The 23,409-nt window shown below is 61.2% G+C and carries 23 protein-coding genes; 13 read left to right on the top strand and 10 right to left on the bottom strand.

Features of this window, described 5'->3' with window-relative positions; all coding sequences use genetic code 11:
• Nucleotides 1-288 precede the first annotated feature (288 nt).
• The gene (locus tag EOI86_RS24820) at nt 289-2,292 is read left to right on the top strand and encodes a peptidoglycan DD-metalloendopeptidase family protein (protein ID WP_161973898.1); all 2,004 of its coding nucleotides are present in this window, start codon (nt 289-291) and stop codon (nt 2,290-2,292) included.
• A 57-nt stretch (nt 2,293-2,349) separates the two neighbouring features.
• Nucleotides 2,350-2,883 carry a bactofilin family protein gene (locus EOI86_RS18620; protein WP_127767076.1) on the top strand — a complete coding sequence of 178 codons (534 nt, stop codon included), beginning with the start codon at nt 2,350-2,352 and terminating at the stop codon, nt 2,881-2,883.
• 30 nt (nt 2,884-2,913) lie between these two features.
• Here the strand turns inward: EOI86_RS18620 and EOI86_RS18615 are convergent, their stop codons facing one another.
• The 7 genes from EOI86_RS18615 to EOI86_RS18585 form a co-directional block, all read right to left on the bottom strand.
• Nucleotides 2,914-3,948, bottom strand: a complete 1,035-nt coding sequence (locus EOI86_RS18615) for a threonine ammonia-lyase (protein ID WP_127767074.1) — start codon at nt 3,946-3,948, stop codon at nt 2,914-2,916.
• The gene (locus EOI86_RS18610; RefSeq protein WP_127767072.1) at nt 3,917-4,783 is read right to left on the bottom strand and encodes an alpha/beta fold hydrolase; all 867 of its coding nucleotides are present in this window, start codon (nt 4,781-4,783) and stop codon (nt 3,917-3,919) included. The genes EOI86_RS18615 and EOI86_RS18610 overlap by 32 nt, the downstream gene beginning before the upstream one ends.
• Before the next feature lie 3 nt (nt 4,784-4,786).
• Nucleotides 4,787-5,470, bottom strand: a complete 684-nt coding sequence (locus EOI86_RS18605; protein WP_127767070.1) for a haloacid dehalogenase type II — start codon at nt 5,468-5,470, stop codon at nt 4,787-4,789.
• Nucleotides 5,471-5,691: 221 nt separating this feature from the next.
• Nucleotides 5,692-6,456 carry a PEP-CTERM sorting domain-containing protein gene (locus EOI86_RS18600; protein WP_127767068.1) on the bottom strand — a complete coding sequence of 255 codons (765 nt, stop codon included), beginning with the start codon at nt 6,454-6,456 and terminating at the stop codon, nt 5,692-5,694.
• A 177-nt stretch (nt 6,457-6,633) separates the two neighbouring features.
• The gene (locus EOI86_RS18595; protein ID WP_127767066.1) at nt 6,634-8,652 is read right to left on the bottom strand and encodes a lytic transglycosylase domain-containing protein; all 2,019 of its coding nucleotides are present in this window, start codon (nt 8,650-8,652) and stop codon (nt 6,634-6,636) included.
• Between the two features lie 96 nt (nt 8,653-8,748).
• Nucleotides 8,749-9,315, bottom strand: coding sequence for an NADPH-dependent FMN reductase (locus EOI86_RS18590; RefSeq protein WP_127767064.1), 567 nt, complete (start codon nt 9,313-9,315; stop codon nt 8,749-8,751).
• Between the two features lie 182 nt (nt 9,316-9,497).
• Nucleotides 9,498-10,271 carry an SDR family NAD(P)-dependent oxidoreductase gene (locus EOI86_RS18585; RefSeq protein ID WP_161973897.1) on the bottom strand — a complete coding sequence of 258 codons (774 nt, stop codon included), beginning with the start codon at nt 10,269-10,271 and terminating at the stop codon, nt 9,498-9,500.
• A gap of 136 nt (nt 10,272-10,407) precedes the next feature.
• Here EOI86_RS18585 and EOI86_RS18580 point away from each other — a divergent pair, with 136 nt between their 5' ends.
• The 7 genes from EOI86_RS18580 to smpB all read left to right on the top strand — a co-directional run bounded on the left by EOI86_RS18580 (nt 10,408) and on the right by smpB (nt 16,515).
• The gene (locus EOI86_RS18580) at nt 10,408-10,710 is read left to right on the top strand and encodes an ArsR/SmtB family transcription factor (RefSeq protein WP_127767061.1); all 303 of its coding nucleotides are present in this window, start codon (nt 10,408-10,410) and stop codon (nt 10,708-10,710) included.
• On the top strand, nt 10,707-11,927 hold the full coding sequence (locus EOI86_RS18575) for an NADH:flavin oxidoreductase/NADH oxidase family protein (RefSeq protein ID WP_127767059.1): 1,221 nt from the start codon (nt 10,707-10,709) through the stop codon (nt 11,925-11,927). Before EOI86_RS18580 ends, EOI86_RS18575 begins: the two co-directional genes overlap by 4 nt.
• A gap of 290 nt (nt 11,928-12,217) precedes the next feature.
• Nucleotides 12,218-12,856 carry a GTP cyclohydrolase I FolE gene (folE, locus tag EOI86_RS18570; protein WP_127767056.1) on the top strand — a complete coding sequence of 213 codons (639 nt, stop codon included), beginning with the start codon at nt 12,218-12,220 and terminating at the stop codon, nt 12,854-12,856.
• 137 nt (nt 12,857-12,993) lie between these two features.
• Nucleotides 12,994-14,220 (top strand): zinc metallochaperone GTPase ZigA, encoded by a 1,227-nt coding sequence (zigA, locus tag EOI86_RS18565; protein WP_127767598.1) that lies wholly within the window; start codon nt 12,994-12,996, stop codon nt 14,218-14,220.
• Nucleotides 14,220-14,882, top strand: a complete 663-nt coding sequence (locus tag EOI86_RS18560) for a DUF1826 domain-containing protein (protein ID WP_161973896.1) — start codon at nt 14,220-14,222, stop codon at nt 14,880-14,882. Before zigA ends, EOI86_RS18560 begins: the two co-directional genes overlap by 1 nt.
• Nucleotides 14,883-15,061: 179 nt before the next feature.
• Nucleotides 15,062-15,940 (top strand): 4-hydroxy-tetrahydrodipicolinate synthase, encoded by an 879-nt coding sequence (dapA, locus tag EOI86_RS18555; RefSeq protein WP_127767597.1) that lies wholly within the window; start codon nt 15,062-15,064, stop codon nt 15,938-15,940.
• An 83-nt stretch (nt 15,941-16,023) separates the two neighbouring features.
• Nucleotides 16,024-16,515 (top strand): SsrA-binding protein SmpB, encoded by a 492-nt coding sequence (gene smpB, locus EOI86_RS18550; RefSeq protein ID WP_127767052.1) that lies wholly within the window; start codon nt 16,024-16,026, stop codon nt 16,513-16,515.
• 13 nt (nt 16,516-16,528) lie between these two features.
• On the opposite strand, the gene EOI86_RS18545 is transcribed toward smpB, so the two are convergent.
• Nucleotides 16,529-17,377 carry a phytanoyl-CoA dioxygenase family protein gene (locus EOI86_RS18545; RefSeq protein ID WP_161973895.1) on the bottom strand — a complete coding sequence of 283 codons (849 nt, stop codon included), beginning with the start codon at nt 17,375-17,377 and terminating at the stop codon, nt 16,529-16,531.
• A 113-nt stretch (nt 17,378-17,490) separates the two neighbouring features.
• Between EOI86_RS18545 and EOI86_RS18540 the strand changes: the two genes are divergently transcribed.
• Together EOI86_RS18540 and EOI86_RS18535 are read left to right on the top strand one after the other, a co-directional pair.
• Nucleotides 17,491-18,291: a DODA-type extradiol aromatic ring-opening family dioxygenase gene (locus tag EOI86_RS18540; RefSeq protein ID WP_127767048.1), complete on the top strand. Its 801-nt coding sequence runs from the start codon at nt 17,491-17,493 to the stop codon at nt 18,289-18,291.
• A gap of 135 nt (nt 18,292-18,426) precedes the next feature.
• Entirely contained in the window at nt 18,427-19,503 is a 1,077-nt protein-coding gene (locus EOI86_RS18535; RefSeq protein ID WP_127767046.1) for an Ldh family oxidoreductase, read from the top strand.
• Nucleotides 19,504-19,540: 37 nt separating this feature from the next.
• Here the strand turns inward: EOI86_RS18535 and EOI86_RS18530 are convergent, their stop codons facing one another.
• Both EOI86_RS18530 and EOI86_RS18525 read right to left on the bottom strand, forming a co-directional pair.
• A complete protein-coding gene (locus tag EOI86_RS18530; RefSeq protein ID WP_127767044.1) occupies nt 19,541-20,518 on the bottom strand; it encodes a dimethylarginine dimethylaminohydrolase family protein in 978 nt (325 codons plus the stop codon).
• 8 nt (nt 20,519-20,526) lie between these two features.
• A complete protein-coding gene (locus EOI86_RS18525; RefSeq protein WP_127767042.1) occupies nt 20,527-21,147 on the bottom strand; it encodes a hypothetical protein in 621 nt (206 codons plus the stop codon).
• A 73-nt stretch (nt 21,148-21,220) separates the two neighbouring features.
• Here EOI86_RS18525 and EOI86_RS18520 point away from each other — a divergent pair, with 73 nt between their 5' ends.
• Together EOI86_RS18520 and EOI86_RS18515 are read left to right on the top strand one after the other, a co-directional pair.
• On the top strand, nt 21,221-22,147 hold the full coding sequence (locus EOI86_RS18520) for a cation diffusion facilitator family transporter (protein WP_127767041.1): 927 nt from the start codon (nt 21,221-21,223) through the stop codon (nt 22,145-22,147).
• A gap of 69 nt (nt 22,148-22,216) precedes the next feature.
• Nucleotides 22,217-23,320, top strand: a complete 1,104-nt coding sequence (locus EOI86_RS18515) for an aminotransferase class I/II-fold pyridoxal phosphate-dependent enzyme (RefSeq protein ID WP_127767039.1) — start codon at nt 22,217-22,219, stop codon at nt 23,318-23,320.
• The last annotated feature ends 89 nt before the right edge of the window (nt 23,321-23,409 follow it).

Raw genomic sequence — 23,409 nt, 5'->3', positions numbered from 1 at the left:
AGCGTGGCGCGGGCGGTCGGGCCAGGGAATCGGATTGCCTAAAAACTAGCCATCCACCGCAAATTCCGTTAGTTTCACCCTATTCCGGGTCCAGAAAGAGGTCCGGATTCGACAGAATGGGGATCGCTCGCCGCGACAATGTGTCGGGGCCAGGGTGATTGTTATTGAGTCGGATGCTGAAAAGATGTCACGCAGACATCGTTGCAGGTGTTAAAATAGTTTTTGAGGGAACGCGGTTCCGAAGCGCGGATGGGGCGATGCGGAACGGCGGCTTTGAGGGGCAAAGTCTTGGGTTCTTCTTTCGGACAATCTTCATTCGACAATGAAGATGAGGCGGGGCGCAATCGCGTCGGCGCCTTTTTCCGCAGGGTTTTTCGGGAACGGGAACTGATTCTTCGATCCGAAGGTCAGGTCAGTTATTTGCGTCTGTCCAGCCGGTTGCAGATGGGCGTCGCGGGCGCCTGCCTGGCTGTGGTCCTTTGGGCCGGCGCGGTCAGCGGCGCGGCCTATTGGCAGAAGACGGTCATCGACGACAAACACCGCGAGATCGGCGAAGCAAAATTGGCCATCGAAGATCTGCGCGACGATATGACCACCTATCAGCAGCAGATCGCCACCGCGACCAAGTCGCTTTCCGCCCGCGCGAGCAAGCATGGCGACGGCACCACGATATCGGCGCATGATCTGCAGGAATTCCGCAACGAGCTTGGCGCCATCGACGATCTGAACATCAAGCTCAGCAGTCTGGTCGAACAGATCAATGTGGATGTCGATGCCGACGATCCGGAACGCGCCAGGATCATCGCCTCGCGCCAAGTGTTGCATGACCGGATAGACCTGTTGCGGCGGACCTTGAGCGAGACGCGCGAACGCGAAACCGACCTGGCGGTCAACGTCAAGCAAATGACGTCCCGGGTGGATACGCTTTCAAAGCAGAAACACGCCGTGGCGGCGGAGCGCAACAAACTGGAAGCGCGCTTGGCGGAGTTGGATTCGCAGTTGCTGGAAAGCCGCACGCGCGTTGGTGATCTGTCCCGCGATCTGCGGCAGACGCGCACGGAATTGCGGACCGTCATGGCCGGTCGCGATACGATCGAACAGGAGCGCCTTGGTCTGATCTCCCGCGTTTCGGTGCTGGAAAAATCCTTACTGGACGCCCGCAACCGCGGCGATGGGCTGGCGGTCAATCTTACCGCCTTGGAACGCCGTTTGGACGAAGCCCGTGAAGCCAAGACCAATAGCGAATTGGTCAAGGAAGATACCGCGCGCAAACTGGCCCAGGTCGGCCGGTTGCTGGAGGGTACGCGCAATCGCCAAGCAGGAATCGAAAACAGGCTGGTGGCCTTGGTAACCGAAATCGAAGCCGTTACCGACAGTCAGGTTCGCGGCGATGACCAGTTGACGCAATCGCATGACGAGGTCGCGGCGTTGGAACTCGCTGTCAGCGCCGTGCTGAACGATATAGCCAAGACCCGGGACGCGAAGGCCGAAGCCGAGCGGACGCTTGATGACGTGGTGGCGGAACTGGGCGTGGTCGCCGGCGTCGATACGAAAAAGCAGATCGCAACGGAAGATCCCGTGAAAGCGACGCGCAAGCTGTTGGCGACAATTCGCGAATTGCATGAAAGTCAGGAACAGGTCGTCGTCGCATTGATCGACAAGACCGACCGGCAAATCAAACGCGCTGAGCGCATCCTTGGCCTTGCCGGTCTGGGGCCGGTGGAAATGGCGGCGCTGGGCATTCCGACCAATGAAGGGCAGGGCGGACCGTTCTTCGCGCTCGATTTCGAAGGCGGATCGGCGCAGGACCTTGAGATCAACGTCGCGACCCTTTCGGAGAAGGCGGAACAATGGGAAGCCTATGAGGAAGTCATGGCGTGCATGCCCCTCATCCCGCCGGTGGACAATTACCAGTTCACCAGCGGTTTCGGCAAAAGGCGTGACCCGATCAACGGAAAAATGGCCGTGCATGAAGGCGTGGATTTGGCCGGTTGGCCGAAGACGCCGATTTACGCAACGGCACCGGGCGAGGTGATCTATGCCGGCCGAAACGGCAAATACGGCAAGTCAATCGTGATCGATCACGGTTGCGGCGTCACCACGCGCTATGCGCATCTTCACACGATTTTGGTGAAGAAGGGCGATATGGTGCCGCACCGCTTCGAGATCGCGAAAATGGGCAGCACCGGCCGCAGTACGGGCCCGCATGTCCACTATGAAATCGTGATCAACAACAAGCCGGTTGATCCGGCCCCGTTCTTCGAAGCGGGACGGTTGGCGTATAAAGGTTAGGGACCAAAGCGGTTTGGCATTGCGCCGCCGCAGCCCTACAGGTGGAGGATCCGGTCAATGTTCGGTGGTTCGAAATCAAAGGCAGAGAAAGCCGGCGCTGCGCCGGTGGCCGAGAAAAAGACTTTCGCCCCGTCCATCGTTTCCGCGAACCTTCGGATTACCGGCGACCTGGAAAGTGACGGCGACATTCAAGTCGACGGTCATGTGGATGGGGATATCAGAACCAGCAAGCTGACGATCGGCCCCGATGCGGCCGTGAACGGCGCGATCTATGCGGATGAGGTGATGGTCTCCGGAACCGTGAACGGGTCCATCCAGGCTTCCCTGGTCAAGCTCTACAACTCCGCCAAAGTGACGGGCGATATCGTTCATGAGGCCTTGGCGATAGAGGCCGGCGCCTTCATCCAGGGCCTGTGCAAACGCGTCGACCTGACGCCGAAGACCCAGGCCGGCAAGGACGCGAAGAAGGAAGTCGCCGACGTAAAGCCCGTCGGTGTCGAGAATGCCGCCATGGAAGGCGACACGGCTGACGACGCGAAGGACGGGGACGACAATGTCATTAAACCCGCCGCGCTCGCGCAAAAAGGCTGAAGCCCAAGAATTCCCGGAAACGCCGAAGAACTAAGGGCCGTCGGCAAGGATCTGCGCGAATTGCGCGGGGTCCACATTGCCGCCGGAAACAACGGCGACAAGGGTTTTGCCCTTGATATCGATCTTTCCGGAAAGGATCGCCGCTAGCGATACCGCGCCGCCGGGCTCCACCACCAGCTTCAATTCGGTGAAGGCCACGCGCATCGCGTCGCGCACCTCATCGTCGCTCACCCCGAAGCCGCCCGCCAACAACTGCTTGTTCAGCGCAAAGGTCAATCGGCCCGGTTTCGGCGCCAGAAGCGCATCGCAGATCGATCGTGCGTCCGCCGGCACGGCCTCGCGCGTGCCGCTTTCCAGCGAGCGTTTGGTGTCGTCGAACAGTGCCGGTTCGACCGCATAGACCGGCAGGCCCGGCGCCGCGTCGGACAAGGCCAACGCGGTCCCGGAGATCAAACCGCCGCCGCCGCAATTGACCAGTACGGCTTCCGGCGACGCCCCCAGTTCCGCCACTTGCTCGGCGATTTCGAACCCGATTGTACCCTGTCCGGCCATCACATAGGGATCGTCATAGGGTGCCACCAGAACGGCGCCCTTTTCCGCGGCGACGGCATTGCCGATTTCTTCCCGGTTTTCCGTGAAGCGGTCATAGGTGATGACATTGGCGCCATAGGCGCGGGTATTGGCGAGTTTGATTGCCGGTGCGTCTGCCGGCATCACGATGGTCGCGTCGATTCCCAGCATCTGCGCGGCGGCTGCGACACCCTGGGCATGGTTTCCCGATGAATAGGCAACGACGCCGCAGGCCTTTTCCGCGTCGGTCAGCGAGGACAGCTTGTTATAGGCGCCCCGGAATTTAAACGAGCCGGTTTTCTGCAGGCATTCCGGTTTGACCAACAGGCGCCCGCCCAAGCGCTGGTTCAGCAGGATAGACTCCAGCAGGGGCGTTCGCACCGCCGCGCCTTGAATGCGCTGCCGGGCCTTTTTGACGTCGTCCACGGTCGGCAATTCGTCCGGCCGCGGGTCGGCATCTTGATTAGGGGGTTGGGATCCTGCCAAGGAAGTCATCGACGGCCTCTATCGCTTCGGGTTCTTTTAAAGTCGGAATATGGCCGGCGCCCGGAACGGTGACGGCCCGGATCGACGGATGGCTTTCCACCATCCGCGCCACCGTTTCAGCATGCAGAATATCCGACTTTTCACCGCGTAAGACCAGCAGGGGGATGTGACGGACACTGTTGAAATATGGCCAAAGGTCGGGAATGTCCGATGACTTCTCAATCGGTTTGTACAGGTTCACGTCCCAATCGAAATGAAGCAGGCCGTCCGGGCCTTCCGCGAAGGTGCCCTCGGCGACCTCCCGCCATTCTTCCTCGGTAAAACTGTTATTGGTGAAAATGGTCTTCAGATCCGCTATCGCGTCGTCCCATGTCCGGTGCGGGCGGTCCGTTTTCAGATAATCCTGGATCCGCGCGAAACCGGCCGTGTCGATTTCCGGGCCGACATCGTTCAACATCAACCCGGCAATGGCGGTCGGCATCGCGGCCCCCATCCCCATCCCCAAAATACCGCCGAGCGAGGACCCCATCACGATGACCTTATGCAGGCCCAACGCCGCCAGCAGGTGGCGGATGTCGTTCAGATAGGTGGCCGGTTGATAGTTCATCGGGTCGGGGTCATGGGCCGACCGGCCGCGGCCGCGATAATCCAGGCACAGAACGCGCCGTCCCTGCGCTGACAGGCGGGCAGCAAAGGGGGCGAAATCTTTCGAATTCCGGGCAAGCCCGGTCAAACACAGGATAGGCAGGTCCGCCGCGTTACGCGGCCCATAGTCACGGTAATAAAGCGACAAGCCGTCTTGCGCGCGAAATCGTCTTTCGGTGAATCCGGTCTCCTCAGCCATGCGTCACAAACCCAGCAAAGCCGGCAATTCACTCAGGTCGTTCAATACTTTCTTCGGCTCACCGGGCAGGCGTTCCTGCGGCTGACCGGTCCGGTTGACCCAGCAGACCTGGAAGCCGAAATGGGCGGCGGCGGCGGCATCCCATCCGTTTGAAGACATGAAGCAGACCTCCTGCGGGGCGATGGCGAAATACTCGGTCACCATCTCATAAATCTCGGGCCGGGGCTTGTAGAAACCGTGCTCGTCGACCGATAGCACCGCATCCAGCCGGTCCCCGATACCGGAGGACTGAACCGCCCCGTCCAACATGGCCGGTGAGCCGTTGGACAGGATGGCCGTCGCCAGGCCGCCGTCCTTCAATGCCTGCAGCATGGCCGGCACTTCCGGATAGCTGTCGAGTTTCCAATACAGGTCGAGCAGTTTTTTGCGCAGCGCATCGTCCTTCAGGCCGACGGCTTCCATGGCGAAATCCAAACCATCCTGCGTGACTTGCCAGAATTCCACATAGCAATCGCCCATCAAGCTGCGCAGCCAGGAATACTGCAATTGCTTCAACCGCCAGATTTCCGCCAGCTTGGCGTCCTTGCCGCCCAATTCGTCCTTCAGGTGGGCAGCCGCCGCGTTGACGTCGAAAAGCGTGCCATAGGCGTCGAAGACACAGGCTTTGATACCGGTAATTTCAGTCATGGAATCCCCCCTAATGGATGTGACCCGCCCCATTTGGACCGCAGGGGCTGCTTGCGGCATTCCTTCACGAACAAGGGGGAAAGTCCATTCCGGGACGGCTATTTTGACGTACACAGAATTGCGAGCAGGCCTTCTCGCCGATAGTGCCGAAAATGAAACGGCCGGTGGAACAATGCCACCGGCCGCTCGAAATTCGATTGATCGGGTGTGGTGCCGATCCGTTAGGCCGCGATGCGTTTCCGGCGGCTGCGCGCCAATCCTAGAAGACCCAGGCCGGCGGCCATCAACGGCAGAGCCGCGGGAACGGGCACGACGACGGCCCCTTCGGCACCGACGAAGGAGAAGTCGGAATCGCGGCTGCCTTCAATCTTGTCCTTGTCGCCACCGACCAACCGCAGCGTATCGAAATCGCCGAAGATTGATGCACCGATCAATTCCCAAACACCGCCGCTTTTGGGGTTCGAGTCCTGGGCGAGTTCAATATTGTTGACTGTTACGCCGGCAACCAAGGTGGATAAGCTGGCGTCGGTAAAGATCTGTGCGTCAGTCGGGGATTGTGCTTCCAGGAAGAAATCGGCGATCAGATTGCCGCCGGCATCATACGTCTCGAAGACCGCGACTTCGTTGCCCACATCGCTGTATTCGCCATCCGGGAACAGCCAAGCAACCGTCAGTTTCGACAGGAACACGTCCTCGCTGAAATCCAGATCGAAGAAATCGGGGGATACGTCAATTTCGCCGTTAACGCCACCGCTGGTCCCACGTGTCTGCGTGTTTGCAGGGGTGGTCTTCGGCTGGATCGTGCGTCCGGACTGAACCGAAACCTCAACAGAGGGGCCGCCGGAAATATTGATGTTCGTCGAATTCACACCAGTTGCGATGTCAGTCGCGTTCAGCGTCCAATTGGCGGCGAATGCCGTCGATCCCGTAACCATCATTCCGGCGGCCAGCAAAGGCGCCAGAAATTTTTCCAATCCAATTCGCATCGCCAAAACTCCCCGGTTTCGAACTGTTCGCGCCCAATGAGCGGACACCTACCCTGGCACCGTAACTCAAGTCGTCGTTGGGTATGTCAATATGAGCGTTGTTGAATTCAGGGGCCGTTGGCATTGCGAACCGCCATTAACTAAGCGGATCCTTATATTCCGGGAAGTTCCGGTTTTTCAGCCTTCTGGGTTTGGGCGGCGGGGCGCGCGGGGCGGGCCGATGAAGACATTGCTGGCCACCACCGGCGCGGTAAGGCTGTTGAAGGACAGCAAGGTCGGCTTCCCGGTCAGGCGGGTGCGGTAGACGGTGATGTTCTCCAACACACGCTGGACATAATTCCGTGTTTCGTTGAAGGGGATCATCTCGATCCAATCGAGCGCCTCTTCAACACCTTTCCTGGGGTCGCCGTATTCCTTGATCCATTGGCGCGCCCGATAGGGCCCTGCGTTATAGCCTGCCAAAGACAGGATCAACGACCCGTCGAACCGGTCGATCAGCCCTTTCAGGTAAGCACTGCCCAGCGCGACGTTATAGTGATAATCGCCGGTCAGCCGTTCCTTGCGGTATTGCACATTGTGCCGGGCGGCGACCGCCTTGGCGGTAGCGGGCATCAACTGCATGAAGCCGCGGGCGCCGGCAGAGCTGACAACCGTCCGTTCGAAGCCGCTTTCCTGTCGGATCAGCCCGAAGACGATATCCGGCCCGATGCCCAACCCCTTTTCCAGGCGCAGCATCGGGTATCCCGTTTCGGTCAGTATGACGCCCTTCTTGATCGCCTGACGGGAAACATAGACGGCGTCCTGCGGCCGGCCTAAATCCAGGGCCATCTTTGCCAGAAGGGAAAAGCCTACCGGGCTGTCCATTTCCTGCGCCATATGGCGGATCAAGCGGCGGACAAGGTGGTCCACGTTCATCACCGACAGAATGCGTGTCAGCCGCACCAGATCATGGTTTTCGAACGCCTCGCGCTCAGCCTTGATCGGCTTCGGTTCCGTCGCCAGCGGCGGCCGGGCGTCGGCGGGCAGGTGGGCCGCGGCCATCTGGCCATAGAAGGAGGAACCGTGCCGGGCGGCGGTCAGATACCATTGCGCGGCGATCTTTTGCTGGCCCGCCGCTGCGGCGGCCCGCCCGGCCCAATAGGCGGCCCGGCTGAGCGATACGGGGTAGGAGACATTGCCGTACATCGTCCGGAAATGGTCGAAAGCCTCGACCGGCTCCCGCAGGAAGCGCAGCTTGATCCAGCCGGCCAACCATTCACCTTCGGCAAAGGGGTAGCCTTCCGTTGCGCCATGTCCCGCCGCCAATCTGTAGGCGATGGAGATCTTGCCTTCTTCCAGGGCGTTCCGGGCGAGGATGCCGCGTTCGCGCCACCAGGTGCTGGACCATTCACCCGGGTCGATCTTGTTCTGCAGCAGCAGGTCGGCGGCCTCGTCGTCACGGCCTTTGCGCCGGCGCCAGCGGACGCGTTCGTATATCAGGCCGGGATGGTCCTGCAGATTGGCGGGAACTTTTGCGATCGCCCGATCGACGCCGCCGGACAATTGGCGCAGCGCGATCCGTGCCTCGGCCAGGTGACGCAGATCCTCCGGCAGGCGCCGGGCCTGCCGGGTCGCGGCGCTGGTCTTGCCTTGCCAGAGCAACCGGTCCAGCCGGGCCACATTGTCCTCGACCGTCAGAAACTTCCGGAAAACCTTGCGGAAATCGTGTTCTTCCCGGGCGCTGAAGTCCAGTTCGACCCAGGCCTTGCGCAGCATGGCTTCCAACCGTGCGAACTCACCCCCTTCGGTCAACGCGCGCGCGAACTGGCGGATACCGTTCAGGGTCCTGGGGTCCCGGTATTCGTACCAGGCCAGGATGTCGGTTGCCGGGATCGCTTCGGACATCTCGTCCTCGGCGCGGACTTCCAGCCGCCAAAGGCTTGGCCAATGCGGATTGGCGGTCGCGAATTTCACGATTTCCTGAAAGCTGCGGCCGGTTTTGCTGTCCATCAACGACAACCAGTCCAACGCCTTGCGCGGCAACGGGTCGCTGGTTCGGTCGGCATGGCGCCAGGCGGCGCTCCATTGACCGTTCAGGGCGGCTTGGAAGGCCGCGGCGTATTCCTTTCGGTCCTTGTCCGAAAGCGGCGCGGCCGCGCCGGCCTGCAAGGGCCAGAGCACGGCGAGCACAAGAATAAAGGCGATCCGTGCGATCATGGCGCGGATATTAGCGGACTCTGCCCTTTGACCACAACTGATGGCCGTCACAGTTGATCTAATTTTGAGATGTTGGGTGAAAGTGATCGTCCGCACTCAAGCCCGCAGGGATTTCAGGGCGTCGGCCCATTTCACCAATTCGTCCAGCATCGCGGTCGCCTGGTTACCGGCCCCTTCCGGCGGGTCGAAGATGCCGTCGTCGCCGATATGCTCGCCGAAGAAGGGCAGTGAAACGCCTTGCGGGATGGCCGCCATGCCCAATCCGCCCAGCAGCAGCTTTAACTGGCCCGAAGACCGCATGCCGCCGGTGATCCCGCCGTAACTGACGACGCCGGCCGGTTTATAGCGCCATTCCCGGTGCAGGCACTGCACCGCGTTGACCAGCCCGGCGGGCGGAAAATAGTCGTATTCCGGTGTCACGAAAACGACGGCGTCCGACGGGGCCATCGCCGCGCTCCAGCGCTTGGTATGGTCGTGTTCGTAATTCTGTTGCGCGGGATGCGCCGTCTCGTCCAGAAGCGGCAGGTCGAAATCAGCCAGATCGACCAGTTCGGTCTCGAACCCACCATGCGCTGCCGCCGCCTTTGTCGCCCAAGCGCCCACCGCCGGGCCTTTGCGGCCGGGACGGGTCGAGCCGATGACGATTTTCAGGGTGAGAGGCATGCGGGTCTCCTTCAATGGATAATGCGGATGGGTAATATTGTGGATTCGCCGTTCAGGGCGCAGGTCACGGGACCGACTTTACACTATCGCGAGTGTGGCGTGTATTCGATCAGATAAGTTGCCGCGGGCGGCAGGCAAGCCGTCCGCATCGCGTCGATTTTTGCAAGGCGCAGTGTCAGGCATCAAATGCCCGACGCCAGGTAACCGCCATCGACGTTCAGGACCGAACCTGTCACGAAGCCGGACGCCGAAGAAGCCAGATAGACAGCTGCGCCGACCAGTTCCTTCAACTCGCCCATTCGATTCATTGCCGCACGGCGTCGAGCTTCGGCTTTGCGTTCCTCCGGCATTTTAGCGCGGTTCAGGTCGGTCATGAAAAAGCCTGGCGCGATGGCGTTGACCCGCACGCCCGCCATGCCCCATTCGGCGGCGAAGCTTTTGGTGATGCCGACGACGCCCCACTTGCTGGCACTATAAGCGGCAGCGCGGGACCAGCCGTTATGGGAGGCCAGCGAGGCGATGTTGATGATGCTGCAGCCGCCATCGCCGCCGCGCGCCATCATATCCTCGCCGAACAGGGTGCAGGCGAAAAACAGGCTTTTCAGATTGGTATCCAGAATGTCGTCATATTCGCTTTCCGTCAGCTCCAGCGCGGGCTTGATCGCGGTCGTGCCCTGGCAATTCACCAGAATGTCCACGCCGCCATGGTCCTGCCCGACGTTTTCACGCAGGGTGCGAAGTTGCTCGATGTCGCGGGCCTCGACCGCATAGGCGACGGTCTTGTCGCCCTGTTGGCCCAATTCGGCCGCGACGGCATTCAATTTCTCCTGCGAGCGTCCGGCGATCAGCACCGTCGCCCCGGCGTCGTGATAGCCCAGTGCGATTTCGCGGCCGATGCCGCTCGACCCACCGATGATCAAGGCGGTCCTGCCTTCCAATCCGAAATTCGCGCTCATTTTGTCTTTCCTCCCTTTGGTTCGATGCGTGATCGATATTCCGGTGACCTGAACCCATTTTTTCGCCCCTGCCAACCGGCACAAAATTTCACCCTGCGGGTTGACATTGGGGCGGTATATCGCGATATCTCGATTTATGGATATCGATAAAGCCATATCGGCTCTAAACAATCCGATCCGCCGGCAGATCCTTATCTGGCTGAAGGATCGTTCAAATTTCCCGCCCGCCTTGCCGGAACACGCGGATCTGGACGGCGTCTGCGTCGCCTATATCCAGGAAAAGGCGGCCCTGTCCCAGTCCACCATATCCACCTACATGAGCCTGCTGAAAGATGCCGGACTGGTCCTGTCGGCCCGGCACGGACAATGGACATTCTACCGCCGAAACGAAGAGGCCATCGCCGCGACCCTCAAGAAGCTTTCGGAGGATCTGCAATGAGCATGATCGGTGAGGCCCTGACCCTGCCTAATGGCGTGACCTTGAAGAACCGCATCGTGAAGTCCGCGATGTCGGAGGCGCTCGGCGATCAAAACAACAACCCGACCCAGGCGCAGATCGACCTGTTTGCGAATTGGAGCGCGGGCGGCGCCGGCCTGCTGATCACCGGCAACACGCCGGTGGACCGGATGCATCTGGAACATGCCGGCAATTTCGTGCTCGACCCGGCGACAGACAGGGAAAAGGTATCGGCGCTTGTCGCGGCGGGCCAAAGCGGCGGCGCGAAAATCCTCGCTCAATTGGCCCATGCGGGGCGGCAAGCGCCGGAAGCGGTAAACCCCCGGCCAGTCTCGATTTCCGATATCAGATTGGATCTGCCGGGCTACGGCAAGCCGGACGCCGCGACGGAAGAACAGTTGGCTGATGTCATCGCGAAATTTACGCAGTCGGCCCAATGCGCGGAAGCCGCCGGTTTCGACGGCGTGGAGATCCACGCCGCCCATGGCTATCTGCTCAGCTCGGCCCTGTCGCCCCGGATCAACACGCGGGATGATCGATGGGGTGGTCCGCTCGAAAACCGTGCGCGGCTGGCACTGGACGTTGTGCGCTCGGTGCGCGCTGCCGTTTCACCGGGTTTTATCGTGGCGGTTAAACTGAATTCATCCGATTTTCAGAAAGGCGGTTTCGGTCCTGAGGAATCGGTGAAGGTGGCGGTGATGCTTGAAGCGGAAGGCGTCGATTTCATCGAGATCTCCGGCGGCACCTTCGAAGCGCCGACCGCCTATCAGCACAGTGCCAAAAGCCAATCGACCGTGGCGCGGGAAGCGTATTTTCTGGACTACGCCGCCGCGATCAAAGCGGCTCTGACCATTCCTTTGATGGTCACCGGCGGGTTCCGCTCGGCAAGCGTGATGAACGCGGCGATCTCGGCGGGAAAGACCGATCTGATCGGCATGGGGCGGCCCTTCATCGCCGACCCGCGTTTCGCGGCAAAACTGCTCTCCGGCGAAATCGACAAGGCCCCCGCCGTCGAACAGGACTTCCCGCCCGCCGACACCCTGCCGCGCGGCGCCGTCCTCAACTGGTTCTGCACCCAACTGGCCCTTGTCGGTGAAACGGGAAAGCCGGACCTCTCCCTGCCCGTTCTGGAAGGGCACGAGGCCTATCTGAACCGGATCGACGTCGCGACGGAAAGGTTATTGGCGGCTAGGTCTTAGACCCTATTAGGGGCCATGCTCATCTTGGGGTGGGGGACGGTAAGCCACATTTTCCGCGCAGCGCGTCAATGGTCAAAACCCCGAACACGCGCTCGTTTGTTCCCTTTTGGTTATTCAACATCGGGACCATCGCCGACCGAAGCAGGGGCAAACCCTGCTTCCCGGCAAGGCGTTTTGGTGTATTGCTGAAAAGAAACGTTATGATATAACATGACTATCTATTCGCCAAACGGAGCCGGCATCACCCGTCCGGCGATGGAACCGCAGAAAATCGATAGGTGAGTGCAATCATGGCAAGGATTGGGCAATTGACGCCGGAACAATCGGGGGGCGTTTCGCGGAGCGGCGCAAGCCGTGAGCGGGCCGAAAAGGCCGTTCGGACCTTGATCGAATGGGCGGGGGAAGATCCCGATCGGGAGGGCTTGGTCGGCACGCCGGCACGCGTTGTTCGGGCGTATGAGGAGTTCTTCGCGGGCTACCGTGAGGATCCGGTCGAGCTGCTGGCCACGACCTATGAAGAAAATTCCTACGACGAGATGATCGTCCTGCGTGACATCCGGCTGGAGACGCATTGCGAGCATCATATCGTCCCCATTCTGGGCAAGGTGCATGTCGGATATCTTCCCTCCGGCCGGGTCGTCGGGATCTCAAAGTTGGTCCGTGTCGTCGAGGTCTTCGCCAAGCGGATGCAGATCCAGGAATCGCTGACGGCCCAGATCGCCGATGCGATCCAGACCGTGCTGGAACCCAAGGGCGTCGCGGTGGTGATCGAGGCGGCGCATCAATGCATGACGACACGCGGCGTAAGAAAGCCCGGGGTCAGTATGGTCACGAGCCGCCTTCTGGGCGCTTTTCGGGAGGATCCGCAGATGCGGCGGGACTACCTGGCGATGATTGGACAGGGGCAAGGGCGGCTCGATTCCGCCTGATCCTTTCAGCCTGTCTGATGCCGCGCTGCAGTGGCGTTTGCGCGCGCCCGGCCCGTGCCTAGCGCGTGCCAAACCCATCCAAGGGCGGCTTAGAACAACTCTTTCAACAGTCAAATTAGGGATCACGTGTTGTGCAGATGACTCACTCGGCCCAAGGCCCGAAACTCCCCGTTACCGTCCTGTCCGGCTTCCTAGGGGCCGGAAAGACCACGCTGATGAACCACATATTGAACAACCGGGACGGAAAGCGTGTGGCGGTGATCGTCAATGACATGAGCGAGGTGAATATCGACGCTGACCTGATCAGAGAGGGGGGCGCCGATTTCAGCCGTACCGAGGAAAACCTCGTGGAAATGACCAACGGCTGCATTTGCTGCACGCTGCGGGACGACCTGTTGACGGAAGTCAGGCGGCTGGCGGGGGAAGGGCGGTTCGATTATCTGCTTATCGAATCGACGGGCATTGCCGAGCCCCTGCCCGTGGCCGCGACCTTCGATTTCCGCGACGAAGACGGCGAAAGCCTGTCGGATATCGCCCGTCTGGACACGATGGTGACCGTGGTGGATGCGGCGAACCTTCTGAAGGACTACGCATCGACGGACTTCATCGGAGACCGGGGCGAGTCCCTGGGTGAAGAAGACAACCGGACCTTGGTCGATCTACTCGTCGATCAGATCGAATTCGCGGATGTCGTCATTCTCAACAAAGTCGACGCCGCCTCTGAAAGTCAGGTCGACTCGGCGCGGAAGATAATCCGATCGCTGAACCCGGATGCGCGGCTGTTGGAGACGAGCATGTCGAAGGTATCGACTGAAGCCGTTCTCGACACAGGATTGTTCGACTTCGAAAAGGCGCAGGCGCACCCGCTTTGGTTCAAGGAGCTCTACGGACACGAGGAGCATACGCCCGAAACAGAGGAATACGGCGTCGGCAGTTTCGTCTACCGGGAACGCCGGCCCTTCCATCCGGAGAAATTCTACGACTTCATCAACGGCTCCTGGCCGGGGGTCATCCGGACGAAAGGCCATTTTTGGCTGGCGACGCGCCCGGATTGGGTCGGGGAGTTGAGCCAGGCCGGTGCGATCACACGGCATGAAGCGATGGGGATTTGGTGGTCCGCCATCCCCAAGGAACGCTGGCCCGACCATCCGGATTGGCGTCAACATATGGATGGGCTGTGGGATCCCGTCTATGGCGACCGGCGGCAGGAAATCGTTTTCATCGGCGCCGGTATGGACGAGGCCGCGATCCGCGAGCAGCTGGATGCCTGTCTCGTCGGGGACAGGGACGACCAGACGATGCGGCCAGGATCGTGGAAGATGTTGAAGGACCCGTTCCCTGTCTGGAAACGGGCGGAATCCTGATGGACGGGGCGCAAGTGATTCCGGTCGCATACTGCGATGCGCCGGGCGGGCTGGAACGGATCGCCGATCCGGAAACCGGGCTGGCGATTTGGCGACGTTCCTTGCCGGCTGCTTTCACCGACTGGATAGACCGCGTTCCTTTCTCGCTGTTGCCGTCGCTCAGAATTCTCGTGCGCCCCGCGGACGTCCCGGCCGCCTTGGCGAAGCTGTTGGACGACTGCGGCATGCCGAGCGGTGAAATGCGTGACCTGCTGATCGACGACATCCACGTCATCGCCGGTCTCTTCAGCGATATCACCGAGGAAGAATTGGTCGATATCCGGTTGGAGCGGATCCGCCACGACGCCTGCTGGAAATTCCATCGCGACAATGTTTCCGTCCGGCTGCTCACCACCTATCGGGGGCCGGGGACGGAATGGGTGCGGCCCGAATGGGCGGAAACGGCGATTGACGATCAACGCGAATATTCCGGGCCGGTGGAAACGCTCGACCGACATGACGTCGCAATCTTCAAAGGGTCAAACGGCAAAGGGGTCGAAACTGGGACCGGATACGGGGTGGTTCACCGCTCGCCACCCGTTTCCAAACTCGGTGAAACGCGTCTGCTTCTATGCCTGAATACGCCATCGGATATCTCGCCCGAGGCGTGGACGGGCAGCTGACGCGCCCGGTGGCCCGGCCGGGTTAGCGTCCCTTTCCCGGCCTCCCCGTCAACGCTCTATCCCTCACAGATATCTTGTTTTTCAGCCGATCCTGCGGTTAATGTCCGCGCGAAATAGGGTGGGGAACCGCCCAAATATCGAACTGGGCGCATAAGCGGGAGGGATCTACCATGGCTGCCATGTTCCAAGGGTCGATGACGGCCTTGATCACACCGATGACCGATACAGGCGCCATCGATGAAAAAGCGTTCCAGGCCTTCGTCGAATGGCAGCTGGCGGAAGGGACCGAAGGGCTGATCCCGGTCGGCACCACCGGTGAATCGCCGACGCTGAGCCATGCGGAGCATGAACGCGTCGTCGATCTGTGCATCGAAGCCGCCGGCGGCCGTGCGCCGGTCATCGCGGGCTCGGGCTCGAACAATACCGAAGAAGCGATCCACCTGACCAAGCATGCCAAGCAGGCCGGCGCTTCTGCGGCCCTGGTCGTCACGCCGTATTATAATAAGCCGACCCAGGCGGGACTCTACGGCCATTACGCGGCCATCGCCAAGGCGGTCGATATCCCGATCATCATCTACAACATTCCGGGCCGCTCCATCATCGATATGTCGGTCGAGACCATGGCGAAGCTGGCCAAGGATTTCCCGAACATCGTGGGCGTGAAGGACGCGACCAACGATTTGAACCGGCCGGTGCTCACGCGCCTGGCCATCGGCGACGATTTCTCCCAGCTTTCGGGGGAAGACGGCACGATCGGCGCCTTCTTGGGACAGGGCGGGCATGGCTGCATTTCCGTCACCTCGAACATCGCGCCGGGGCTCTGCGCCAAGCTGCATGCTGCTTGGCGGGCAAAGGACTATGCCGCTTTCGCTGAGGTCCGCGACCGGTTGATGCCGGTGCATGGGTCGATGTTCTGTGAAAGCAGCCCGGGGCCGGTGAAATACGGCGCCAGCCTGCTCGGCAAATCCAATGCCTTCGCGCGCCTGCCGATGGTCGAAATCGCCCAGTCCAGCAAGGATCGGGTCAAGGCCGCGATGCAGGGCGCGGGCCTGCTCTGACCCTTCTTTTCGGGCACGAATTGCACGTGGACGCGGGCGCCGGGTTTGCACCAGCGCCCCTTCTGCCCCATATGTGATGCATCATGGCTGGTAAAAACAAAGGCAAAGGCAGGGCTCTCTCAAGCGGCACGGTGGCGATGAACCGCCGTGCGCGCTTCGACTATGAGATTCTGGAAACGATCGAGGCGGGTCTCGTCCTGACGGGGACCGAGGTGAAAGCGCTGCGCATCAGCGGCGCCAGCCTGAACGAGGCCTATGCCGGCATCAAGGATGGCGAGCTTTACCTGTTCAACGTCCATATCCCGGAATACCCGAACGCGCCGGTGGCCTTTCAGCACGAACCGAAACGGCTGCGGAAGCTGCTGGTGCACAAGAAACAGCGCGACAAGCTGATCGGGGCGATCAAGCGTGACGGCATGACCCTTGTGCCGGTCAGCCTGTTCTTCAACCACCGGGGCCTCTGCAAGCTTTCGCTGGGCCTTGCGAAGGGTAAGAAGGCCCACGACAAGCGCGAAACCATCAAGGAACGCGACTGGAACCGCCGCAAAGGCCAGCTGCTGCGGGAAGCGGGCTAGGCCTTTATCCTCCTCACGTATCCGCGCCGCGGGAAAAATCGTTCTTGCCGCAGGCATCCTTGCCGCGCATCAAAATCACCCGCCGTCCGCTGAAATCGACGATACCCGACTTCTGCTGCAATTCGGCGCCGTAATCGTGATCGAAATGACTGGTCGTCGGCATATAGCGGCAGACATAGCCGGCGCGCCGATTGGGTGAGCGGTTGGGCTTGGACCCGTGCACGATATAGACATCGTGGAAGGAAACCTGGCCGGCTTTCAGCACGAAGTCGACCGCGTCCTCCTCCCGGTATTCGCTCTCGTCCAGCGCCTGGTTCAGGGCCAGATGATCGCCATCGTCGGTATGGTGTTTGCGCAGCCGCTTATCCTTGTGCGATCCGGGAATGACGCGCAGGCAGCCGTTTTCCGGCGTCGTGTCGTCCAGCGCGACCCAGGCGGAACAGGTCGCCAGCGGCCTGATCGGCCAATATTCCCCGTCCTGATGCCAGGGCACTTCCTTGCCGGAAAAGGCGGGCTTGCCGAAAACCGTCGTGCCCCAAAGCAGGAAGTCCGGCCCGATCAACTGTTCGACCATATCCAGAATTTCGGGATAGGCGGCGAAATCGAGCCAAACCCGGTCTCCCTTCAACCCCTGCACGCCCGCGTTCAACAGATGCGGACACAGCATGTTGTCGGCGGCCAATGTCGGGTTCGCCTCCATCAAGGCGTCCAGCGCGTTGCGCATTTCCGTCAGCATATCGTCGGGGATGCGGAAATCGGGAATGACATAGCCGTCGCGATTGTATTGCTCGATCTCCGCCTGTGTCAGGCGCGCGCCGCTTTTGCCGGTATCTGTCCGGTCCCGCCAAGATCCGTCGGGCATGGTTTCCTCCTGTGTTTTTCCGCACAGTATATCAACGGATCCCGAACATTGTGAGAGGGAAGCCTTGCGCATATCTGTTTCCTGAAACAACGGTAATCCGGAAGGGTCCCCCGATGACTGAGTTTGCAACCATGCCGTCCCTGTTCGTCTCGCACGGTTCGCCGATGCTGATCCTGACCGATTGCCCGGCGCGGGACTTCCTTTCCGGCCTGGGCCGGGAAATCGAGCGTGAGATCGGCCGGCCCAAAGCCGTGCTCTGCATTTCCGCCCATTGGGAAGACGCTGCGGCGGCGGTTTCCGGCGCGGCACGGCTTGAGACGATCCACGATTTCTACGGCTTTCCGCCCGCGCTCTATGCTGAGCGCTATGACGTGCCGGGCGACCCTGCCCTGGCGGATGCGGTCGCGGCGGCGCTGGTCCGGGCCGGGATCGAAACCAGCATCGACCCGGCGCGCGGCATCGACCACGGGGCCTGGGTGCCGCTGAAACTGATGTATCCGGACGGCGATATCCCGGTCCTCCAACTCGCCATCGGATCCGGGCGCGACACGGCCTATCATCATCGTTTGGGCGAAGCGCTGCGCCCGCTGCGGGAGGAAGGCGTCCTTATCGTCGGATCGGGCGCGGTGACCCACAACCTGCGCGCCTTCCGCGGCCAGCCCGTCGATGCTGCGCCCCAGCCCTGGGTGGTGGGTTTCCGCGATTGGGTGGCCGATGCGGTGACGCAGGGGCAATGGGACGATCTGCTCGCCTATCGGTCCCGGCATCCCGATGCCGCGGTCAATCACCCGACCGAAGATCACATCATGCCGCTTTTCGCCGCCATGGGCGCGGGATCGGGCGGGCCGGGCGCGCTGCTGCATCACAGCTATACCCATTCCATACTGGCCATGGACGCCTATCGTTTCGATTAAATCGCGCCGGGCACATCACCCTTTTGGCCCTAAAATTGGTCTTGAAATTGGTCTTGGGGGCAAACGGCGGATTGGCATTCCCGGCACAGTGAATACGATGGCTCCCTAATTGTCAGACAACTGGGAGAATTCGGGATGGGGACGGACGATCGCGCGCGCTATGACGCCGCAGGCTTGAAGGAATTCGGAACGGATCTGTTTTCCAAGGCAGGCATGCCGGAAGACCGGGCTGCGATCGTTTCCAAATATCTGCTGGAAGCGGATCTGATGGGCCACGACACGCACGGCTTCGCGCAATCCCCCCGTTACCTGCGCCATACCATGAGCGGTGAGATGCCGCCGCTGGGCGAGCCGCAGGTTCTGCAGGACAAGGGCCCCTGCCTGACCTGGGACGGCAACTACATGTCCGGCGTTTGGCTGACCTATAAGGCGGTTAAGGAAGCGACGGCGCGCGCCAAGCAATTCGGCATGGGCGCGATCTCGATCCGGCGGTCCCATCACATCGCCTGCCTCGCGGCCTTCCTGCCCTTGGCGACCGATGAAGGCTGTGTCATCTCACTGCTCAGTTCCGATCCTGCGGCCAGCGGCGTCGCCCCCTATGGCGCCGTGGAACAGGTCTTCACACCGAACCCAATGGCCTATGGCATTCCGACCGGTGAGGACGCGGGCGGCGATCCGATCCTGGTCGATATCAGCGCATCGATCACCACGCTGGGCATGTCCCATCGGATGATCGGCCTGGGCCAGCCGATGGCCGGTGAATGGTTCATCGACAACAAGGGCAACCCAAGCAACGACCCTGCGGTCCTGAAGGACGACCCGCCGGGCGCCTTGCTGACGCTGGGCGGCATGGATGCCGGGCACAAGGGGTTCGGCCTGGCTTTGATGGTCGAAGCGATGACGTCCGGTATCGGCGGGTTCGGCCGGGCCGACAACGCGACCAGTACCGGTGCCTCGGTCTTCGTGCAGGTGACCGATCCCGACGCCTTCGGCGGCAAGGAGGCATTCCTGCGTGAAGTCTCCCATACCGCGAATGCCTGCCGAAACGCTCGTGTGCCGGACGGCAAGCCGCCGGTTCGCCTGCCGGGCGACGGCGCGCTGGCGCGGAAACGCGCGGCCTTGGCCGAGGGCGTGCCGCTCTACCCCGGTATCCTGCCAAGCCTGGAACCCATCGCCCAAGAGCTGGGCGTGGCGATGCCGCAACCGATTTGAGGTGGAAGGCTGCCCGGTCTTTTGAACGGAGGATTATTTATCGGCGGATTAAGGGCTGGTGGGCGCAGCGGAAGGACCCACCGGCCATGCAGGGCACACGATAGGGAATCCGGATTACCTCGAACCGCCGGTCCTTCAATTCCGTCGCCACGATGTCGAGCGGCTCTTCCGACGGGACGATGACCGTGCGGTCGTTCAAGACCAGATTGTTGCACCCCATATGGGCCTTTGCCAGGGGTTTGGGAATGTCCACCACATCCCAGTCCCGCATGAATTCGGGCAAGCCCTGGGGCAGGGCATCCAGGCAGGCGAAGGCGACCCCCTCGCGCGGCGTCATCAGCACGCAATCCAGATGCGGGAACATCGGGTCGATGGGGACGATGTCGACCACATAGTCGGGCCCCAGCATGTGCTGCAGCCACCGCGCGCCTTCCGGATTGCTGCAGCCACCGGAATGGCCGACCAGGATTTTCTTTCCCAGGACGAAGACGTCGCCGCCCTCAAGATAGCCCCAGCCGGGCCCCTCCCGCTCATCATCCGCGCCACAGTCCGGTTGGGCGAAGTAACGCGCGCCGCGCGCCATCGTGCCCGCCAGGATTTCGCGAATGGCGAAGCGCTGGCGGCGGTGGAACAGACTGCGCGGGGCCAGTTCGATGACGTTGTTGCCGATGGTAACGAAGGGATCACGCATCCAGCCCGTCTCGACGCCGTGATCCTCGCCCCGGGGAAAGGCGCGGTTGGCCGCGCTGATCTCACCGGCGACGTGAACGGTGATGCCAAGCGACCGCAACAGGTCGATGGCGCCCTGAATCTGGCTGCTGAACTCCTCGAACAGGGCGGGGGCGACGTCCTTCACCGCGCGGCCTTGGTTTTCCTCCCAGAGTTTTCCGAACTCACCCTGGGCGCGCAGTTTCGCGTCCGCATGGAAAACCGGCAGCACCCAATGGTCGGGCGATCCATAGACGCATTCCTTCAACGGGGCCCATTCGGACTCAACGAAGATATCATCCGCCACGGGACCGCCTAGCCCTCATCCATCTGAATGGCGAAGATGACGCTGCGGCCGTATTGGTCGACCCCTTGGCCGTTGATCGCCGGTTGACCGGAAACCGGCACGATCACGCCCTCGATGGAGGATCCGTCCGAACAGGCGATTCTAAAATCGCCGCCGATCATATTCGGGTCCCTGTTGGCGTCATATTGGATAAGCCCGTCGCAATTCAGGCCCAGATAGGCCAGCGGGAAACTCATCTGCGTTGTATTTCCGGACGCCCGCAGCAGCACGCGCGTCTCGAAGAAATCCTGCCCGTTCAGTCCCGGCAGGTCATACCAGATGAAAGCCATTCGGACCGGATAGGGCGGCGCGAAGTTGCGGGGATCGGTCGATTGCGGGATAGACCCGGTGGTCACCGACCCGACCGGGGCCGTTTGCAGTGAAGGCTGGGGCGCTGTTTGCGCGGGGGGCTGCGCTGGCGTTTGCGGTGCCGGTGCGGTAACCACGCCGGTAATCCCGGGCTGTCCCGGCGTCACGCCCACGGGCGGCGGCGGCAAGGGCGCGGGCGGTTCATCCTCCCATAGGGAACAAGCCGATAGGGAAGCCGTCAGAGCGCAAGCCGCAGTAAAATTAAGAAAGAGTGATTTCATACCGATATCCTAGCCGCGTCGGAACCTCCCTGCTAGGGTCCGCTGCAAAGTTCATACAAACGGAGACGCGCCAATGGCCGCCCATGGATCAAAACTTGTAATCTATGCCGCGCTGGCTGGGAACTCCTTGATTGCGCTGACCAAATTCTCCGCCGCCGCCTATACCGGGTCGTCGGCCATGTTTTCGGAGGCAATCCACTCCCTGGTCGACACGGGCAACCAAGGCCTTCTTCTGTTCGGGCTGCACCGTGCGAACCGGCCGCCGGACGCCAAGTTTCCCTTCGGCTATGGGCGTGAAGTTTACTTCTGGTCCTTCGTGGTGGCGATCCTTCTGTTCGCCGTAGGGTCGGGGTTTTCGCTCTACGAAGGGGTCCACAAGGTGATGGATCCGCACCCGATCGAGAACGTCATGGTCAACTATTTCGTTCTGGGTGGCGCCATTCTTTTCGAAGCGGGCGCCTGGATCGTCGCGGCGCGGGAGTTCAATAAGACCCGCAAGGGCCGTCCCATCTTCAAGACGGTGTTGGAAGCCAAGGACCCGTCCATCATTACCGTTCTGTTGGAAGACAGTGCGGCGATGTTGGGCCTGATTGCCGCTCTTGTCGGGATTTGGCTGGGCCAAGTCACGGGCAACCCGATTTATGACGGCGTGGCGTCCATCGTCATCGGCGGAATACTGGCACTGGCCGCCATTTTCCTTGCAGTGGAAACCAAAGGTCTGCTGATCGGTGAAGCAGCCCATCCGGAAGTCACCTCGGCGCTGGAACGGATCATCGCCATGCAGCCTTCCGTCATACGGACCAACGAGATTTTGACCACCCATATCGGCCCGACCGATGTGTTGATCACCGTCAGTCTGGACTTCAAGGATTCCGCCGACAGCGCGGAGGTCGAACGCGCGGTGAGCGAGATCGAATCTAAGATCAAGAAGGCCTATCCCGCCGTGACCCGCATTTTCATCGAAGCGCAGAATTGGCAGGCGCACCGCCGGGCTCTATAAACGGCGCCCGGCCTGCGCAAACGGCAAGAAAAGCAGGGCCATCCGTTTCGATCCTTGTGGGAGGACGCCATGACCGAGACCCATATACCCTTCACCGGGGTTGTCCGCGCTTTGCCTGCTTCGACCCCGTTTGTCGGCCCGGAAGCGCTTGAACGAATCCGAGGCGCCAAATTCGATGCGCGCATCGGCGCGAATGAAAGCGCGTTCGGCATGTCGCCCAAGGCGAAAGCGGCGATCGTGGCCGAAATCGAAAGGGCTTCCTGGTACGGCGACCCGGAAAACTATGAATTGCGCGAAGCGCTGGCCGCGCATCACGGCGTTTCCATGGACGAGATCTGCGTCTGCGCGGGCATCGACAATATTTTCAGCGTCGTCGTGCGCATGGTGGTTTCGCCCGGTGTTCCGGTGGTCACCTCGCTGGGTGCCTATCCGACGTTCAATTATCAGGTCAACGGTAATGGCGGCGTCCTGAAGACGGTTCCCTATCATCGGGACATGGAAGATCCTGAGGCTCTGCTGGCCGCCGCCCGGAACGAAGGCGCGCCGCTGATTTTTATCGCCAATCCCGATAACCCGATGGGAACTTGGCACGACGCCGATACGATCCAGCGCATGATCGACGGGGTGACCCCCGGCAAGCTGCTCGTGTTGGATGAAGCCTATATCGAATTTGCACCCGAAGGTACGGCCCCGCCACTGGATACGAGCAACCCGAATGTTATTCGCACGCGGACCTTCTCCAAGGCCCATGGCATGGCCGGAATGCGTATCGGTTACGCGATTGGGCACAAAGACCTGATCACCGGGATGAACAAGATCCGCAACCAATTCGAAGTCACCCGCCTTTCACAGGTCGCGGCGCTCGCCTCTCTGCATGATCCCGACTTTGTCCGGCACGTCGTGACCGAGGTCGAGGCGGGAAAGGCGGAAATCAATACCCTTGCCGACCGGCACAACTTCATTGCCCTGCCGTCCGCCACCAATTTTGTAGCCGTCGATGTCGGGAATGGCGACAAGGCGCGGGCCATCCTGAAAGCGCTGGATGCGGAAGGCGTCTTCATCCGCATGCCGGGGGTGCCGGTGTTGGATCGCTGCATCCGGGTGACCGTCGGGACCAAGCAAGACCGCGCTTTGTTTACCGAGGCATTCGACAAGGTTATCGCCGAACTTTAAGGCGTAGACTTCTCTCGGCCCGGCTGCACGGGGCCAAAGGGAACAAAAAAGGGCGCCCGAACCAACCGGTTCCGGCGCCCTTGTTCATT

It is taken from the genome of Hwanghaeella grinnelliae (assembly GCF_004005845.1).
GTDB lineage: Bacteria > Pseudomonadota > Alphaproteobacteria > UBA8366 > Aestuariispiraceae > Hwanghaeella > Hwanghaeella grinnelliae.
Note: the sequence above shows the minus strand (reverse complement) of the source record. Positions and strands in the feature narration are given on the sequence as shown.

Coding starts and splice junctions, on each gene's coding strand:
- EOI86_RS18620 (WP_127767076.1), top strand. CDS start 2,350: ATGTTCGGTGGTTCGAAATCAAAGGCAGAGAAAGCCGGCGCTGCGCCG.
- EOI86_RS18615 (WP_127767074.1), bottom strand. CDS start 3,948: ATGACTTCCTTGGCAGGATCCCAACCCCCTAATCAAGATGCCGACCCG.
- EOI86_RS18610 (WP_127767072.1), bottom strand. CDS start 4,783: ATGGCTGAGGAGACCGGATTCACCGAAAGACGATTTCGCGCGCAAGAC.
- EOI86_RS18605 (WP_127767070.1), bottom strand. CDS start 5,470: ATGACTGAAATTACCGGTATCAAAGCCTGTGTCTTCGACGCCTATGGC.
- EOI86_RS18600 (WP_127767068.1), bottom strand. CDS start 6,456: ATGCGAATTGGATTGGAAAAATTTCTGGCGCCTTTGCTGGCCGCCGGA.
- EOI86_RS18595 (WP_127767066.1), bottom strand. CDS start 8,652: ATGATCGCACGGATCGCCTTTATTCTTGTGCTCGCCGTGCTCTGGCCC.
- EOI86_RS18590 (WP_127767064.1), bottom strand. CDS start 9,315: ATGCCTCTCACCCTGAAAATCGTCATCGGCTCGACCCGTCCCGGCCGC.
- EOI86_RS18585 (WP_161973897.1), bottom strand. CDS start 10,271: ATGAGCGCGAATTTCGGATTGGAAGGCAGGACCGCCTTGATCATCGGT.
- EOI86_RS18580 (WP_127767061.1), top strand. CDS start 10,408: ATGGATATCGATAAAGCCATATCGGCTCTAAACAATCCGATCCGCCGG.
- EOI86_RS18575 (WP_127767059.1), top strand. CDS start 10,707: ATGAGCATGATCGGTGAGGCCCTGACCCTGCCTAATGGCGTGACCTTG.
- folE (WP_127767056.1), top strand. CDS start 12,218: ATGGCAAGGATTGGGCAATTGACGCCGGAACAATCGGGGGGCGTTTCG.
- zigA (WP_127767598.1), top strand. CDS start 12,994: ATGACTCACTCGGCCCAAGGCCCGAAACTCCCCGTTACCGTCCTGTCC.
- EOI86_RS18560 (WP_161973896.1), top strand. CDS start 14,220: ATGGACGGGGCGCAAGTGATTCCGGTCGCATACTGCGATGCGCCGGGC.
- dapA (WP_127767597.1), top strand. CDS start 15,062: ATGTTCCAAGGGTCGATGACGGCCTTGATCACACCGATGACCGATACA.
- smpB (WP_127767052.1), top strand. CDS start 16,024: ATGGCTGGTAAAAACAAAGGCAAAGGCAGGGCTCTCTCAAGCGGCACG.
- EOI86_RS18545 (WP_161973895.1), bottom strand. CDS start 17,377: ATGCCCGACGGATCTTGGCGGGACCGGACAGATACCGGCAAAAGCGGC.
- EOI86_RS18540 (WP_127767048.1), top strand. CDS start 17,491: ATGACTGAGTTTGCAACCATGCCGTCCCTGTTCGTCTCGCACGGTTCG.
- EOI86_RS18535 (WP_127767046.1), top strand. CDS start 18,427: ATGGGGACGGACGATCGCGCGCGCTATGACGCCGCAGGCTTGAAGGAA.
- EOI86_RS18525 (WP_127767042.1), bottom strand. CDS start 21,147: ATGAAATCACTCTTTCTTAATTTTACTGCGGCTTGCGCTCTGACGGCT.
- EOI86_RS18520 (WP_127767041.1), top strand. CDS start 21,221: ATGGCCGCCCATGGATCAAAACTTGTAATCTATGCCGCGCTGGCTGGG.
- EOI86_RS18515 (WP_127767039.1), top strand. CDS start 22,217: ATGACCGAGACCCATATACCCTTCACCGGGGTTGTCCGCGCTTTGCCT.